General features: G+C 72.3%; 12 protein-coding genes and 1 pseudogene. 11 read left to right on the top strand and 2 right to left on the bottom strand.

The annotated features are described in order from the left end of the window. Positions 1 to 88 precede the first annotated feature (88 nt). The 7 genes from ACZ43N_RS39905 to ACZ43N_RS39875 all read left to right on the top strand — a co-directional run bounded on the left by ACZ43N_RS39905 (position 89) and on the right by ACZ43N_RS39875 (position 10,562). On the top strand, positions 89 to 1,669 hold the full coding sequence (locus ACZ43N_RS39905) for an ABC transporter substrate-binding protein (RefSeq protein WP_468104388.1): 1,581 nt from the start codon (positions 89 to 91) through the stop codon (positions 1,667 to 1,669). 52 nt (positions 1,670 to 1,721) lie between these two features. Next, the gene (locus ACZ43N_RS39900; RefSeq protein ID WP_468104386.1) at positions 1,722 to 3,149 is read left to right on the top strand and encodes an amidase; all 1,428 of its coding nucleotides are present in this window, start codon (positions 1,722 to 1,724) and stop codon (positions 3,147 to 3,149) included. Further along, complete coding sequence (locus ACZ43N_RS39895; protein ID WP_468104384.1) at positions 3,146 to 4,177, top strand: ABC transporter permease; 1,032 nt, start codon at positions 3,146 to 3,148, stop codon at positions 4,175 to 4,177. The genes ACZ43N_RS39900 and ACZ43N_RS39895 overlap by 4 nt, the downstream gene beginning before the upstream one ends. Continuing rightward, positions 4,167 to 6,068, top strand: coding sequence for a dipeptide/oligopeptide/nickel ABC transporter permease/ATP-binding protein (locus ACZ43N_RS39890; RefSeq protein ID WP_468104382.1), 1,902 nt, complete (start codon positions 4,167 to 4,169; stop codon positions 6,066 to 6,068). The genes ACZ43N_RS39895 and ACZ43N_RS39890 overlap by 11 nt, the downstream gene beginning before the upstream one ends. Beyond that, positions 6,068 to 6,892 carry an ABC transporter ATP-binding protein gene (locus tag ACZ43N_RS39885; protein ID WP_468104381.1) on the top strand — a complete coding sequence of 275 codons (825 nt, stop codon included), beginning with the start codon at positions 6,068 to 6,070 and terminating at the stop codon, positions 6,890 to 6,892. The genes ACZ43N_RS39890 and ACZ43N_RS39885 overlap by 1 nt, the downstream gene beginning before the upstream one ends. Before the next feature lie 193 nt (positions 6,893 to 7,085). Continuing rightward, the gene (locus ACZ43N_RS39880) at positions 7,086 to 7,526 is read left to right on the top strand and encodes an Lrp/AsnC family transcriptional regulator (protein ID WP_468104379.1); all 441 of its coding nucleotides are present in this window, start codon (positions 7,086 to 7,088) and stop codon (positions 7,524 to 7,526) included. Between the two features lie 78 nt (positions 7,527 to 7,604). Next, positions 7,605 to 10,562, top strand: coding sequence for an aminotransferase (locus tag ACZ43N_RS39875; protein ID WP_468104377.1), 2,958 nt, complete (start codon positions 7,605 to 7,607; stop codon positions 10,560 to 10,562). A 139-nt stretch (positions 10,563 to 10,701) separates the two neighbouring features. Here the strand turns inward: ACZ43N_RS39875 and ACZ43N_RS39870 are convergent, their stop codons facing one another. Beyond that, positions 10,702 to 11,988, bottom strand: a complete 1,287-nt coding sequence (locus ACZ43N_RS39870) for an alpha/beta hydrolase family protein (RefSeq protein ID WP_468104375.1) — start codon at positions 11,986 to 11,988, stop codon at positions 10,702 to 10,704. 228 nt (positions 11,989 to 12,216) lie between these two features. Between ACZ43N_RS39870 and ACZ43N_RS39865 the strand changes: the two genes are divergently transcribed. Together ACZ43N_RS39865 and ACZ43N_RS39860 are read left to right on the top strand one after the other, a co-directional pair. Continuing rightward, positions 12,217 to 13,500 (top strand): sensor histidine kinase, encoded by a 1,284-nt coding sequence (locus ACZ43N_RS39865; RefSeq protein WP_468104428.1) that lies wholly within the window; start codon positions 12,217 to 12,219, stop codon positions 13,498 to 13,500. Then, entirely contained in the window at positions 13,497 to 14,201 is a 705-nt protein-coding gene (locus tag ACZ43N_RS39860) for a response regulator (protein WP_468104373.1), read from the top strand. The genes ACZ43N_RS39865 and ACZ43N_RS39860 overlap by 4 nt, the downstream gene beginning before the upstream one ends. A 474-nt stretch (positions 14,202 to 14,675) precedes the next feature. Here ACZ43N_RS39860 and ACZ43N_RS39855 read toward each other — a convergent pair whose 3' ends face one another. Next, a complete protein-coding gene (locus tag ACZ43N_RS39855; protein ID WP_468104371.1) occupies positions 14,676 to 14,912 on the bottom strand; it encodes a hypothetical protein in 237 nt (78 codons plus the stop codon). 366 nt (positions 14,913 to 15,278) lie between these two features. On the opposite strand from ACZ43N_RS39855, the gene ACZ43N_RS39850 reads away from it, so the two are divergent. Next, positions 15,279 to 15,494: a hypothetical protein gene (locus ACZ43N_RS39850; RefSeq protein WP_468104369.1), complete on the top strand. Its 216-nt coding sequence runs from the start codon at positions 15,279 to 15,281 to the stop codon at positions 15,492 to 15,494. 77 nt (positions 15,495 to 15,571) lie between these two features. Beyond that, a pseudogene (locus ACZ43N_RS39845) lies at positions 15,572 to 15,813 on the top strand (ABC transporter ATP-binding protein); the annotation flags it as partial.

Below are 15,813 nucleotides of genomic sequence, written 5' to 3'. Positions count from 1 at the left end.
CACCGCCTCCGCCCCGAACCTGCTCGCGCTCGTCCCGCCCATCCCGTGCGACCCGCGCAGAGCGCGACACCCCTCTCCAGGAGCACCCATGCGCCACACCCGTTCCCGCGCGGTCCCCGTGACCGCCGCCGTAGCCATGACGGCCGTCCTCGCCGGCTGCACCACCACAGGAGCGACGTCCTCAGACCCGGCCGGCGGCGACGCCGCCGGCGCGACGAAGATCCGGACGACGATCGACGTGCCGGCCGGCTTCGACCCGGTCAAGGCGCTGTCCCTGCCCGACTACGTGCTGGCCCGGAACAGTTACGACACCCTCGTGCGCAAGGACGACGGCGGGCTCGTCGGCGGTCTGGCCACCGACTGGAAAGCCACGCCGACCTCGGCGACCTTCACCCTGCGCACCGACGCCACGTGCGCCGACGGGACACCGATCACGCCGAAGATCGTCAAGGCGTCCCTCGACCGTTTCGCCGACCCCAAGACGGCGGCGCCCGACCTCCCCACGGTCTTCGGCCCCGGCAACAAGGTGAAGGTGACCGCCGACGACGCGGCGAACAAGGTGGAGATCGCGCTGACCAGGCCATGGGGCGACATGGTCACCGGCCTGTCGATCGCGAGCACGGGCATCGTCTGCCCGGCGGGACTCAAGGACCTCAAGGCCCTCGCCGCCGGAAAGGCCAAGGGCTCGCAGTCCGGCCCCTACCTCCTTGAGAAGTCCCAGTCCGGCGTCTCGTACTCCTACACGCTCCGCCCGGAGTACAAGGCATGGCCGGCCTGGCGCACGAAGATCCCCGGCAAGGTCGCCACGACCATGGAGTACCTGGTCTCGCCCGACCCGACCGCGACCGGCAACCTCGTGACGAGTGGTCAGCTCGACATCGGCAAGATCGACGCCTCGGGCATCCCGCGCTTCGACGGCGTGAACGGCCACAGCGTCAGCATCAGCCGGTTCTCCGACTTCTACCTGCTGTTCAACGAACGCCCCGGCACCGTCTTCGAGGACGTCGCCACCCGCCGGGCGGTCGCCCAGGCCGTCGACCGCGCCGCCTTCACCAAGGTCGTCTCCAAGGACACGGGTGAGCCGTCGACGATGTTCGTGCAGAAGAACATCCCCTGCAACGACCCCGACTCCTCGCCCCTCGTACCGAAGGACAAGGCCGCGGCGGCCGGCGTGCTCAAGGGCAAGAAGATCCGCCTCGTCGGCCCCCAGGTCGTCGGGCCCGCCGGCGCCGGAAACCAGTACGTCCAGGAGGCGCTGCGTGCCGCGGGCGCGGACGTCACCCTCGCCAACGTCGACGTCGGTGCCTGGGTCGGGACCGTGTTCGGCAAGCCCGACGCCTGGGACCTCACGGTCTTCGCCGACCTCAACTTCCTCGGTACCCTCGCCAACCCGCTCGGCCACTTCGTCGGCCCGACCGTGCCCGAGGGCGGCGGCAACCTCGGCGCGGTGAAGAACCCCACCCTGAACAAGGCCTTCGCCCAGGCCGCCGCGGCGACCAACGAAGGCGCCCGCTGCGCCGCCTACCAGAAGGCAGCCAAGGCCCTGATCTCGAACGTGGACGCGGTGCCGCTGGTCAACGACCCGTTCATCTACGCGCTGCGCGAGGGCTTCAGCGCACACATGCTCGGCGGCTCGCTCGACGACCCGATCCTGCGCATCACCGGCTGACCCGCCGGCCCTCCGCACCCCCTCGCACCGTTTCCGACACAGGAGCCCCCTGGTGATCGACCCTTACAGCACCGCCCAGCAGATCGCCGACCTCATCCGCACCAAAGAGGTCAGCCCGGTGGAGGTGGCCGAGACCTATCTCGACCGCATCGAGCGGATCAACCCCGCCGTCAACGCCGTCGTCTGGCTCGACACCGACGCCGTGCGCGCGGCGGCCGTCCGGGCCGAGCGGGCGGTGCTGCGCGGCGATCCGCTCGGCCCGCTGCACGGCGTCCCCGTCCCCATCAAGGACCTCAGCTCCGTCGCCGGACAGCCCAACACCATGTCCTCGCTGGCCATCCGGGACACCCCGCAGACGGTCACGGACCCCGACGTCCAGCTCCTCCTCGACGCCGGCGCGATCCCCCTCGGCCGGACCAACTCGCCGGAGTTCGGCGCCCTGACCGTCTCCGAGAACGCCCGGCACGGCAAGACCCGCAACCCGTGGAACCCGGCGCACACCTCCGGCGGTTCGAGCGGCGGCGCGTCGGCGGCCGTCGCGGCGGGGCTCGCCCCGGTGGCGCACGCCGGCGACGGCGGCGGATCGATCCGGGTCCCGGCGTCCGTCACCGGCCTCATCGGCCTCAAGCCCAGCCGGGGCCGCGTGCCCGCGCTCGTCCGGGCCTGGGAACACTCGACGACCGAGGGCGCCATCACCCGCACCGTCGGCGACACGGCCCTCCTGCTCGACGTCATGGGCCGCTCCGACCGGCTCTCCTGGTACAGCGCGCCCGAACCGGTGCGCCCCTACCTCGACGAGGTCGGTGCCGACCCCGGGCGGCTGCGGATCGGCCTGCTCCTCGACGCGCCGACCGGGCTGCCCGTCGACGAGGAGTGCCGTACGGCGGCGCTGACCGCCGCGCAGGCCCTGCGCGACCTCGGGCACGACGTCGTCGAGGCCCGCCCGAAGATGTTCTCCTACGAGGCGATCATGGGCTTCACCTGGACGATCATCAGCGCCTCCACCTACGCCATCGACGTCGACGACCCCGACGCGGTGGACCCCTACATCCGGCGCCGCCGGGAAACCGCCCTGGAGGTCACCGCCGGCGACTACGCCCGGACGGCGGCGCGCCTGCAGGCCGAGTCACGCGAGGTCGTCGCCCAGTGGGGCCGGGACTTCGACGTTCTCCTCACCCCGACCACCGCGGTCGTGGCGCCGCCGGTCGGCCCCGTGTACGACGAGGCGAACTCCGACCCGGACGGTCCGCGGGCCACCGAGACCCGGATGGTGTCGTTCACCGCGTTCGTCAACATCGCCGGACTGCCCGCGATCTCGCTGCCCGTCCACACGACCGCGGACGGCCTGCCGGTCGGTGCCCAGCTCATCGGCGCGCCCTACGACGAGGCGACGCTGCTGCGGCTGTCCGCCCAGCTCGAACCGCGGTTCCGCTGGCACGAGCGGCGCCCGGACGACGCGGCGCTCGCGGGGGCGTCGTGAGCGCCGGGCCCGCGGTCCCGACGGGGCCGCTGCCCGCCGCGGCCGTCCGGCCGGTTCCCCGGCTGCGGCTGGGCGGTGGCTGGGCCGGGTTCGCAGTCCGCCGGGCGGGCGGCCTGCTGATGTCCATGCTGCTGCTGGTCGTCGTGACGTTCCTCATCGTGCCCCTGCTGCCCGGGGACCCGGCCCGCGCCATCGCCGGCACCAACTCCTCCCCGGCCACGCTCGCGGCGATACGCGAACGACTGGGCCTCGACGAGCCGATGACGACGCGGTTCGTGCACTACCTCGGCGACATCGCGTCCGGGCGCCTCGGCACCTCGTTCCGGTTCGACACCCCGGTCGCGGACATCGTCTCGACCCGGCTGCCGTACACCGTCCAGCTCGTCATCCCGGCCGTCCTGCTGTCCCTGCTCGTCGCCGTCCCGCTGGGCATGGCCGTCGGCGTCCTCACCCGCGACGGACGCCGCCGCCGGCTCGGCGTCGCCTTCGGCACGGTCGCCGGACTCCTCGCGTCGGCGCCGGTCTACGTCGTCGCGACCCTCCTCATCGTCCTGTTCTCGATCAGCCTCGGCCTGCTGCCGTCCGGCGGCGCCACCACACCGAGCGCGCTCGTCCTGCCGATCGCCGCGCTCTGCATCGGCCCGGCCTTCGCCATCGCCCGGGTCGTCCGGCAGGAGACGGCCTCCGTCCTCGCCCAGGACTACATGAGGACCGCCCGCGGCCACCGCCTGGGATCGGTGCGTCTCCACCTCCGCCACGCGCTGCCCAACCTGGTGACGAGCGTCCTCACCCTGAGCGGACTCGTCCTCACCTCCCTGCTCGGCGGCACGATCATCCTGGAGAACGTCTTCACCTACCCGGGGCTCGGCACCGAGGTCGTCCAGGCGATCATCTACAAGGACTATCCGGTGATCCAGGGCATCATCCTCGTCGTCGGCATGCTCGCCCTGCTCGTCAACCTCCTCGTCGACGTCGTCCTCGGGATCGTCGACCCCCGCACTCTCCACGGAGGCCGGCGTGGCCACTGACACGACCGTGCGCCGGTGGCGCCGCAACCCGTCGCTGATGGCCGGCGCCGTGATCCTCGGACTGCTCGTCGTCGTGGCCCTCGTGGCCCCGCCGCTGCTGAGCGGTTCCGCCGAGACGCTCACCGACGACGCCCGGCTGGGACCCGGTGCCGAGCATCTCCTCGGCACCGACGCCTTCGGCCGTGACGTCCTCGCCCGGGCGCTCGTCGCGACCCGGCTCACCCTGCTCATGGCCGCCGCCGCCACCGCCGCCTCGTTCGCCGTCGGTGTCGCGATCGGCGCGCTGGTCCACCTGGCCCCCGGATGGCTGCGCGAGACCTGTCTGCGGCTCATCGACTCGGCGGTGGCCTTCCCCTCGCTCGTCCTCGCCCTCGTCATCGCGGCGGTGCTCGGACCGGGCACGGGGTCCGCGATCGTCGCGATCGCCGTCGCCGGGGTCCCGGGATTCGCCCGGCTGACGGCGAATCTCGCCGCGACCGTCGCGGACAAGGACTACGTGCTCACCGCGCGCCTGCTCGGCGTTCCCGGCCCGCGCATCCTGGCCCGGCACGTTCTGCCGAACATCAGCGGGCCGCTGCTGGTGCTCCTCAGCTCGAGCTTCACCCTGTCCCTGCTCGACATCAGCAGTCTGTCCTTCGTCGGCCTCGGGGTGCAGAACCCGCAGTACGACTGGGGCCGGCTGCTCAACGAGGCGCTGCCGTCGATCTTCGCCCAGCCGTCGGTCGTCCTCGCTCCGTCGATCATGCTCATCGTCACCGGTGTGGGCGCCATGCTCCTCGGAGACGGCGTGGCCTCACTCGTCGACCCGCGCACCCGCGCAACGGCGCCCGCGCCGACCGGGACGGCGGACGCGACGGGACCGGCCAAGGCCACCCCGGCACAGGTGCCTCAGACTCGTCAGGCGTCGGGCGGTGTGGGGGCCGTGGGGGCGGCAGCCGAAGCGGAGCAGGACGGTCTGCTGAACGTCGCCGGGCTGACCGTGCGGGCCGGTGACCGGACACTCGTCGACGACGTGTCGTTCACCATCGGGGCCGGGCAGATCGTCGGCCTCGTCGGGGAGTCGGGCTCGGGCAAGTCCACCATCGCCATGGCGGTCGCGGGTCTGCTCCCGGAGGGCGTGCGGGCGAACGCGTCGCGCCTCACCCTCGGCGACCTCGACCTGCTGGGAACACCGCCGGAGCGGCGCCTCGCCACCGAGATCGGCATCGTCTACCAGGACCCGATCGGCACGTTCAACCCCGCGCTGAGGCTCGGTACCCAGCTCACCGAGGTGGCCAGGGTGCATCTGGGGACGCCCCGGCGTCAGGCCGCGCGGGACATGGTCCGCGCCCTCGCCGACATCCATGTCACCGAGCCCGAGCGGCGGCTGCGCCAGCACCCGCACGAGCTGAGCGGCGGCATGCTCCAGCGCGCCTCGATCGCCTCCGCGATGACGACGAACCCGCGGCTCCTCATCGCCGACGAGCCGACGACGGCACTCGATGTCACCGTCCAGGCGGAGGTGCTCCGGCAGTTCCGCCGCATCAACCGCGAGCACGGCACGGCGATGCTGTTCATCTCGCACGACATCGGCGTGGTCGGCGTGCTCTGCGACACCGTCCTGGTGCTCCACGGCGGCCGGGTCGTCGACCGTACGACGGGCCGCGACCTGCGCCGGGGGACGGTCACCCACCCGTACACCCGCGCGTTGCTCGCGGCGACGCCCGCCGCGGTCGAGGCCGGCGCGAGCCTCAGCGCGGTCCGGTGGACGGCCGACACGGCTCCGGCTCAGCCGGACGCGACGCAGCCGGACAAGGTGCCGCTGGACGGGATACCGCCGCACGGGACGCCGCCGGACGACCTTTCCGACACAGCCGCGGACCGCCCGCCGGCCGCCGAAGGGAGCCGCTGATGTCCGTCACAGCCACCGCACCGGACGCGGGGACGGCCGACCCGCTGCTGCGCGTCGAGGACCTCACCGTCGACCTCGGCCACGGCGCCGCGGCCCGCAGGGTGCTCAAGGGGGTCTCGTTCGACATCCCCCGGGGCAGCACCCTCGCTCTCGTCGGCGAGTCCGGGTCGGGCAAGACGACGCTCGCGCGGACACTCGTCGGCGTCCACAGGCCGTCGGGGGGCCGGATCCTCGTGGACGGCGCCCCGCTGCGCACCTCACGCGGACGGGCGGGTGCCGCGACGGTCCAGATGATTCCGCAGGACCCGTACTCGTCGTTCGACCCGCGGCGCACCGTCGCGCAGTCGCTCGCCGAGGCACTCGATCCGATCCGGGCCAGGGTCAAACCGGTACGGGCGCGGATCGCCGAACTGCTCGGCCAGGTGAGCCTCGACCCGGACAGCATGGACCGCTACCCGCACGAGTTCTCCGGCGGCCAACGGCAGCGGCTGGCCATCGCACGGGCGCTCGCACCGGGTCCCCGGTTCGTCATCGCCGACGAGATCACCTCGGCTCTCGACCTGACGACCCAGGCCGAGATCCTCAACCTGCTCGCCGATCTGCGCCGCCGGCTCTCGCTGACGATGCTGTTCATCTCGCACGACCTGGCCGTCGTCCGGCATGTGAGCGACACGGTCGCGGTCCTGCTGCACGGGGACCTCGTCGAGTTCGGCCCGACCGGGGCCACCTTCGCCGAGCCGGACCATCCGTACACCGCTCAACTCCTCGCGTCCGTCCCGGGCGACCCGAGGTTCCGCCTCGACGACGAGCCCGCCACGGTCTGAACCGACCGGACGTGGTCCCGCCCCCGGCCCGCCGACTCCTCCCCGTCGGCGGGCCGGATCTCTTGGGTCACTCGATCCTGTCGTCGTCTGCGCTCGATTCTGTCGTACTCACGCTTGAATCGCGCGCGAGAATGCGGCATGGTGCTTGAAACAAGCATCACGCTTGCCGGATTCGTACAGGGGAGAGGTCCGCATGGACGACATCGACCGGGCCATCCTGCGGGAGTTGCAGGTCGACGGCCGGATCCCGTACGCCGATCTGGGCCCCAAGGTGGGGCTGTCGCCCTCGGCCGCGAGGCTGCGGCTCCAGCGGCTCATCGACGCCAAGGCGGTCCAGGTCGTCGGGGTGACCGACCCGATGACCATGGGCCAGCAGGCGATGGCACTGCTGGGCCTGCGCGTCGACGGTGACCCCCGCGCGGTCGCCGACGAACTGTCCCGGCACGACGAGGTCGTGTACACGGTCCTGACGTCCGGCGGCTTCGACCTGTTCGCCGAGGTGGTGTGCCCCCAGCCGCGGGATCTCCTGGACTTCATCAACGACGTCGTACGGCCCGTCGAGGGTGTCGCGGCCGTGGAGAACTTCCCCTACTTCGCGATCCACACCCACCGCTTCCTGTGGCACGTCGACTGACGGCTCCGCCGACCTGGTACCGCAACAGGCACCCGAGCGTCCGAGACCTGCCCCGCCCGCACCAGCCGAGGACCCCGCATGCTGCCCGACGAGCACCGCACGATCGACTTCTTCGCCGAGGACGCCCTCCCCGTGCCCCGCCTGGCGCCGGACGAGGCCGAGCACATCGCCGCGCACCTCGGCGTCACGGCCCGCGCGCAGGCGCTGGGCAGCCAGCAGGACGCCAACTTCCTGATGCGTACCGGCGACGGGACACCCCTGGCGATCCTGAAGATCGCCAACCCCGCGTTCGGCGCGGTGGAGATCGACGCCGCCGACGCGGCCGCCGACCTGATCGCCTCGGCCTGCCCGGACCTGCGGATCGCCACGGTCCTGCGCCGCCCCGACGGCTCTCCGCGCCGCGCGACGGTGGACACGGACAGCGGTCCGGCCGTCGCGCGCCTGCTGCGCCACGTGCCCGGAGGCACGCTCTCGGGACCCCGGCACCTGTCTCCCGGCACCGTCGCGGGCATGGGCGCGCTCGCCGGGAAGGTCAGCACCGCCCTGCGGGACTTCCGGCACCCCGGCCTCGACCGCGTGCTGCAGTGGGACCCGCGGCACGCCGATCGCGTTGTCGCCAGGCTCGCCGGGCACATCGCCGAACCCGACCGGCGCGCCGCCGTCCTGGCCGCGACCGAAGAGGCCTGGGCCCAGGTCCACGGGCTCGCCGACGCGCTGCCCTCGCAGGCCGTGCACATGGACCTCACCGACGACAACCTGGTCCGCCGTCCCGACAGCCGTCCGCCCCTGCCCGACGGGATCATCGACTTCGGTGACGTGACCACGAGCTGGGCGGTCGGCGAACTCGCCATACCCCTGTCCTCGATGCTCCACCACGACGGCATCGAGCCTCACCATGTGCTGCCGGCCGTCCGCGCCTTCCACGCCGTCCGGCCGCTCTCCGCCGAGGAGGCCGACGCGGTGTGGCCGATCGTGGTGCTGCGCGCCGCCGCCCTCGTGGTCAGCGGACGGCACCAGGCCGCCGTCGACGAGGACAACGCCTACGCCAAGGACGCGCTCGACCATGAATGGCGCATCTTCGAACAGGCCACCAGCCTGCCCCTGCCGGTGATGAGCCGCCTCGTCAGGGACGCGGCTGGCCTCGCCGGCACACCCGCGCGCACCGACGCCCCCGTACGCCCCCTCCTGCGCGACCTCGCCGCCGCCGACATCACCCTCCTCGACCTGTCCACCGACGCCGATTCCATGGACCACGGGGCCTGGACGGACGCCGGCACCGAGGACCGGCTGACGACCGCCGCCCTCGCGGACGGAGCGGCCGCCGTCGCCATCCCGTACGCCCGTCCGCGCCTCACCCGGACACCGGCTCTGTCGGCGCTGTCCCCGGCCACGGTGCCCACGGGCATGGACCTCCGGCTCGGCCGGGACGCCGTCGTGCAGGCGCCCGCCGAGGGGACGGTCCGCACCGCGGTGCCGGGCCACGTCGAACTCACCTACGGCACACAGGTGCTGTCGCTGTCCTTCCCGCACGCGGACCGGCCCGTCGTCACCACCGGCGCGACGGTGCGGGCGGGCGAGGACATCGCCCACCTCGGCTCCGGTGCCTCGGTCCACGTCGCGCTGCGCGACGCCGACAGCCCCGCCGTCCCGCGCCTGGTCCGTCCCGAGTACGCCGCCGGCTGGCTCGCGCTCACCGCCGACCCCGCCCCGCTCCTCGGCCTTCCGGCCGACTCCGACCGTATGCGCGAGAGGGACCTGCTCGGCCGGCGTGACGCCGTGTTCGCCACCGTGCAGGAGCACTACTACGGCGACCCTCCCCGGATCGAACGGGGTTGGCGTCACCATCTGCTGTCCACCGACGGCCGGTCGTACCTCGACATCGTCAACAACGTCACCCCGTTGGGCCACGCCCACCCCCGCGTCGAGCACGCGGTCGCCAGGCAGTTGCGGCGGCTCAACACCAACTCGCGCTTCCACTACGCCTCCGTGGTGGAGTTCACCGAGCGCCTCGCCTCCCTCCTCCCCGACCCTCTGGACACGGTGTTCCTCGTCAACTCCGGTTCGGAAGCGGTGGATCTGGGGCTTCGGCTGGCCATCGGAGCAACCGGCCGGCACGACGTCGTCGCGCTGCGCGAGGCGTACCACGGCTGGACGTACGCCTCCGACGCGGTCTCCACCTCGCTCCAGGACAACCCCAACGCCCTGGCCACCCGCCCGAGCTGGGTGCACACCGTGGACTCGCCCAACTCCTACCGCGGCCGGCACCGCGGGCCCGATGCCGTGCGCTACGGACCCGAGGCCGTCGCGGTGATCGACGAACTGGCCGCGGCCGGCCGCCCGGCGGGAGCGTTCATCGGCGAGACCTTCTACGGCAACGCCGGAGGAGTCGCCCTGCCCGACGGCTATCTCGCCCAGGTGTACGCGGCGGTACGGCGTCACGGCGGCCTGGCCGTCGCCGACGAGGTCCAGGTCGGATACGGCCGCCTGGGACACTGGTTCTGGGGCTTCGAGCAGCAGCAGGTCGTCCCCGACATCGTCTGTGTCGCCAAGGCCATGGGCAACGGACACCCCCTCGGCGCCGTCATCACGTCCAAGGCGGTCGCGGACCGGTACCGCGACCAGGGCTACTTCTTCTCCTCCACCGGCGGCAGCCCCGTCTCCAGCATCGTGGGCCTCACCGTCCTGGACACCCTGCGCGACGAAGACCTCCAGGGCAACGCGGCGCGCGTCGGCGGCCATCTGAAGAGCCGGCTGGAGGCACTGGCCGACCGCTACGGCATCATCGGCGCCGTCCACGGCTCGGGCCTCTACCTCGGCCTGGAACTCGTCCGGGACCGCGCCGGCCTGGAGCCCGCCACGGAGGAGACCGCCGAACTCTGCGACCGCATGCTCGACCTCGGCGTGATCGTCCAGCCCACCGGTGACCATCTCAACATCCTCAAGATCAAGCCACCGCTGTGCATCGACACCACCGCGGCCGACTTCTTCGCCGACATGCTCGACCTGGCCCTCACCCAACTCGGCCACTCCCGCTGACGCCGCACCTGCGAAGGCCGGGCGTCCGGCGGCGCGCACGGCATCCGTCCGGGCCGCTGGACGCCCGGGCCGTCGGCCCGCTTCGAGGGCCGGCGGCGGTACCACTACGGGGGCGGGACCTCGCTTTCGAGGAAGCGGATCAGTTGCCGCAGCTCAGCGCTTCCACCGAGCAGAACCCGACTTCGGGGTACTGGGGTGACTGCTGATCCAGCAGGGATTGTGGTGTGTTGTGGAGGTGCAGGTCGAAGAACGCCCGTGCGTAGCGGCGGGTGATCTGTGAGGTGCGGGCCGCGGGCAGGGTGGCTCCGATGTCGAGGCCGAGTTGTTCCGCGAGGAGGCCGACGTCGGTGAAGGAGGCGTGCTCGGCGCCGGCGACCACGAGCCATCGCTTCCATCCGGTCAGGTGCTCCCAGTCGCGCTCCCACGTGACGGCTGGGCCTCCACCTCCCGGGGTGTACGTGGACTGCCTGCCCAGGAACAGGAACGGGCGCGCCAGGCCGCTGCCCGGGATCGGGACCTGGGTGGTGCCGTCGATGTCGACCCCGGCGCGTATCCGGGGGTCGGCGAGCATGGCGGCGCTGGTGCTCGCGCCTCCGACGGAGTGGCCCGCCATCGCGATCCGGTGCCGGTCGATCAGCCTCGCGCCCCGCCACTTCGGCCGTGGTCCGGTCAGTTCGTCGAGCAGGAAGGAGACGTCGGCTGCTCGGCCTGTCACCAGCTTTTCCCAGAACGTCTGGTCATGACCGACCTCGCAGGCGGCGCAGGTGGCAACTCGCCCGTCCGGGAAGGTGGTTGCGACATTCTCGTACGTGTGATCGATTCCTGCCACTACGTAACCCCGGCTGGCCAGGTCCTCGGCCAGTGAGGTGAGCGTGGCGCGGGGTTTGGTGAAGCCGGGGGAGAGCACGATCAGGGGCAGACCGTGTCGGCGTCCCGCCGGTGCGGCGTCGCTGATGGCGTGGGTTCGTGTCGTGCTCAACACCTCCGGCGGCACATCGGTGATGCCGCCGTCCTCGAGGAGGAGCCTCGCCTCCGTCGGCGTCATGTACGGGGCCCGTCGCCCGGCCGAGGGGTGCGCCGGGTACCACACGGAGACCATGAGTTCCCTCGCGTTCACGCCGGGGACCCACGGGTCGGGGCGGGAGGCATCCTTCAGGTGCAGAAAGGTCCTGCCGACCGGGTGCGGGCCGGTGGGCCCCGGCAGCCGCAGCGTGCCGCTCGACACGGCCGGCGATTCGGCACGATCAGCCGCGGTGGACGCGGCCGCGGCGGAGGCGGGCACACACGTCCCTATGACGAGGAGCCCGGCCAGTGCGGCCAGGCCGCGGCGCAGGATCCGGTTCCGGGGGGCCCGCGGCGGGCTGTCCGGGGTCCTGGTCCCGTCGTCGCGGCTCACGGCGGGCGGTTCGGTCAATGGCGTGGTCATGGTCGTCTCTCCCTCGGTCGCCAACTCCGTTTCCAGGGACGCTAGGAGAGGGTCAGGTCCCGGCACGTCGGCCGCCGGGGCCGTTTCCGGTACCTCGCAGAGAGGAGGCCGTACGGCGTCATCCTCACGATGTAGTCGATCGATGTATCCCGGATGATCACGGTGATCACATGGACGGATGTCGCCGCCGGGGTCGTCCGCGAGAATGAGCCGGTGACGACCGTGCCTATGGCGGACCGACTGAGGAAGCGGGTCGAACCGGCCCGGCTGGGAGAGTGGCTCGCACTCCTGACGCGTCCGACCGGTCCGCCGCCGCGGCCCACCCGGCGCGGCCGGGCCTTCGACGCGGCGATGGCGCTGGCCGTCGGCGTCGGCTCCGTCTCCTACGTACTCGACAACATGACCGGCATCGTCGACCGAGGAGACCGGCCCGCGCCCGTGCCGGGCGAGTGGATCGGCCCGGTGATCGTGGCGATCAGCGCCTCGGCACCTCTGACGCTGCGCCGCCGGTACCCGCTCGCCGTGCTGTGGATCGTGCTGGCCGCGGTCATGGTGACGCCGGACGACGCACCGCGGCTGACCTTCTACGCCTGCGTCGTCGCCGCCTACAGCGCCGCCGCCTACAGCCCCCACCGGATTCCCGCCCTGGCAAGCCTGGGTGTGGCGGTGCTCCTGGTCAGCACGGACTCGGCGTTGCCCACGGTCCCCGACAAGTACGCCCCGTACCTGATCCTGGTCCCGATCGTCGTGGCGGCCAACGGCCTGCGCACCTGGAAGCTCAGAACGGACGAGGGCCGCAGACGCCTGTCCGCGATGGAACGTGAGCAAGCCGAGGCGCTGCGCCGCGCGGTGGAACACGAACGCGCCAGGATCGCCCGCGAACTGCACGACGTGGTGACGCACAACGTCAGCGTGATGGTCATCCAGGCCGGCGCCGCCCGCAAGGTCATGGACGCCCATCCCGACCAGGCCCGCGAGGCGCTCCTCGCGGTCGAGGCCGGCGGCCGGGCGGCGATGACCGAACTGCGCCACGTGATGGGGCTGCTCACCACGGACACCCCGGCCGATCCGGGTGGCGCCGACCCGGACGGCCCGGTGGATCTGGCGCCGCAGCCGGGGCTGGACCAACTGGAGACGCTGGTGGCACGGGTGCGCCAGACAGGGATGCCGGTCGCGCTGACGGTGACCGGGCAGAGGCGTCCGCTGCCGTCCGGGATCGAACTGGCCGCCTACCGGGTGGTGCAGGAGGCACTGACCAACACGGTCAAGCACGCGGCGGGCGCGAGCGCGGCGGTCACCGTCGACCACGCGGCCACCCACCTGCGAGTGGAGGTCACCGACACCGGCGGCACACCGGGTACGTCCAGGCGTCCCGCCGGCGCCACCGGAACCGGACGCGGGCTGATCGGCCTGCGTGAGCGCCTCGCCGTCTACGGGGGAACCCTGCGCGCCGGGCCACACCGCGAGGACGGCTACCGCGTCACCGCACTGATTCCCTTGGAGGCTCCGTGACCTGCCCGCCGCGCGTGGTGATCGCCGATGACCAGGCACTGGTCCGCACCGGCTTCCGGATGATCCTCACGGCCGACGGCATCGACGTGGTCGCCGAGGCGACCAACGGCACGGAAGCCGTCGACGCGGTCCGGCGCACCCGGCCCGACGTGGTCCTCATGGACATCCGCATGCCGGAGCTGGACGGTCTGGAAGCCACCCGCCACATTCTGACCGGTACGGACCACGAACCACCACGTGTGATCATCCTGACCACGTTCGACCTGGACCGCTACGTCTACACGGCCCTGTCCGCGGGGGCCGCCGGGTTCCTGCTCAAGGACACCACCCCCGAACACCTCGTCGCCGCCGTCCGCACGGTCCGCTCCGGCGACGCGCTGCTGGCCCCGGCCATCACCCGCCGTCTCGTCGAACGATTCGCCCGGCACGAGTCCCACACCACCGTGATCCACCGCGACCTGGCCGCGCTGACCCCACGCGAACGCGAGGTGCTGCAACTGCTGGCCCGAGGCCTGAACAACGCCGAGCTCGCCGACCACCTCCACCTGTCGGAGGCCACCGTCAAAACCCACGTCGCCCGTGTCCTCGCCAAACTCGGACTCCGCGACCGCGTCCAAGCCGTCATCGTCGCCTACCAGACCGGACTGGTCAGCCCCACCGGGGACGACACCGCACCGCCGGCCGCCGACGCACTGCCCTGAGCTCCTCCTGGTACGGGCGAGCGATGGGGAGGGGATAGGTCATCCGCTTGTATCAGGCCGAAGAGGTTCCGCGGCCCCTGACGAATGCGCTGCTGGAGTTCCCGCTCTGACCCGGCAGGCTGGTGGCGGTCCGCACCAGGTTCTGGGGTGACGGCTCGGCCAGAAACCGGGTGCCGGTCCGTACGGGCGCGCGGGCCCTGCTTCTGAGGTCGATGGCGCGGACGGTGGCCTTGTTGTCCGGGCGATGGGTTCGCAGGCGCGGTCGTGGTGGAGCAGGTGAGCCGATTGCTGTGCCCGGTTCGCTCGCGTGATTGATCCGCTTCGTGCGACGTGGGCGACGCGACGACGAGAACGGATGCGGCCGGGCAGGCAGCGCGCCACATCTGAACGGACCGAGGAAGAAGGGGGTGCGGCGACACGGTCCGCCCCGCCTCGGCCGCTGACGCCCCCAGGGCAGGCGATCGTGGAGGGGGTTCAGTCCCCGTCGCCAGAACCCTTCTCGAGCCCGTTTGCCGCTTCGACGAGTGCCTGGGCGCCCTCCAGGTCATCGCCGAAATCCACGGTCAGGGCGCAGTCGTCCCCTGGCTCCCAGAGCATGGCGACCTCGTGCTCCCGTCGCCGGACGTCGCGTACGAGGCTCGCCACGTCGTCGTCACTGACGTCGTGCAGACCCAGCCTGACCGTGCAGTCGATCTCCTTGTTCAGCCGCATGGCGCCTCCAGATCGTCGACCCCTGCGGCCAGTCTGCGCCTCACCCGAATGACGCGCACATGGAGCGGCCCCGCTCGTCACGCACTACGACCGGTCCTCGATCCCGGTGCAGCTTCATCGCCGACGAGGCGGGGCCCGACGGGTGCGCCGGGGACGTTCGCGGCCGGGCAGGGCATGTCGTGGGTGCCCGGACGGGCCCATGGGTCCAGCGGCGCGTGGTGGCGGTTTCCGGTGAGCCGTCCGCTGCCCGGGCCGACGGTGAACCGTCCTGTGCGACCGGGCGACGATCTCCTTCGGCCACTCGGCGGGGGTGGACCCGACGGTTGCCGGGTGGGCCTGGGGAGGGCGGGCTCCCAGGCTGGAGGCATGACAGACCATGCGCGGCGCGTGCAGCCCGACGCTTCCCCCGGGACGTCGGCCGACGGGCCTGTCCTTGACGTCGTCCCTCGCCGGGGCGACGTCCTGGAGCTCCTCGGCCTGGTGCTGGGGGCGGGCGTCCTCCTCCTGCTCGCCGTCCGCCCCGAGGTCCCCGGAGCGCTGGTGCACGCCCTCGCCACGAGCACTGCGGGTCTCGTCCGCTGAGCCGGTACGTGTTTCCGCCCGGCCTGCCCGGCACCGCCGCACACGGTGCCGGGCAGGCCGCAGACGAAAGGACTTTCGTGACCACCGCATCCGCCCCGACGAGGGATGAGTCCCATGAGACGTCCCGGTCCGCCCGGGAGACGGTCAGGGCGCTGTACGGGTATGTCCGGCCGCACCGTTGGGCCGTTGCCCTTGGTCTGTTGTGTGCCCTGGTCGGGGCCGCCGGGGCGTTGTTGCAGCCGTTGGCCACGAAGGCGCTGGTGGACCGGATGGCGTCCGGTGGGACGATCACCGGGATCCTGATCGGGCTCACCGTGCT

The organism is Streptomyces sp. NPDC030814 (genome assembly GCF_055572155.1).
This window is presented reverse-complemented; position numbering and strand designations above follow the sequence as displayed.

Excerpts from the sequence above, each read along its gene's own strand:
- ACZ43N_RS39905 (WP_468104388.1), top strand. The coding sequence starts at position 89 with ATGCGCCACACCCGTTCCCGCGCGGTCCCCGTGACCGCCGCCGTAGCC.
- ACZ43N_RS39885 (WP_468104381.1), top strand. The coding sequence starts at position 6,068 with ATGTCCGTCACAGCCACCGCACCGGACGCGGGGACGGCCGACCCGCTG.
- ACZ43N_RS39880 (WP_468104379.1), top strand. The coding sequence starts at position 7,086 with ATGGACGACATCGACCGGGCCATCCTGCGGGAGTTGCAGGTCGACGGC.
- ACZ43N_RS39875 (WP_468104377.1), top strand. The coding sequence starts at position 7,605 with ATGCTGCCCGACGAGCACCGCACGATCGACTTCTTCGCCGAGGACGCC.
- ACZ43N_RS39870 (WP_468104375.1), bottom strand. The coding sequence starts at position 11,988 with ATGACCACGCCATTGACCGAACCGCCCGCCGTGAGCCGCGACGACGGG.
- ACZ43N_RS39865 (WP_468104428.1), top strand. The coding sequence starts at position 12,217 with ATGGCGGACCGACTGAGGAAGCGGGTCGAACCGGCCCGGCTGGGAGAG.
- ACZ43N_RS39855 (WP_468104371.1), bottom strand. The coding sequence starts at position 14,912 with ATGCGGCTGAACAAGGAGATCGACTGCACGGTCAGGCTGGGTCTGCAC.
- ACZ43N_RS39850 (WP_468104369.1), top strand. The coding sequence starts at position 15,279 with ATGACAGACCATGCGCGGCGCGTGCAGCCCGACGCTTCCCCCGGGACG.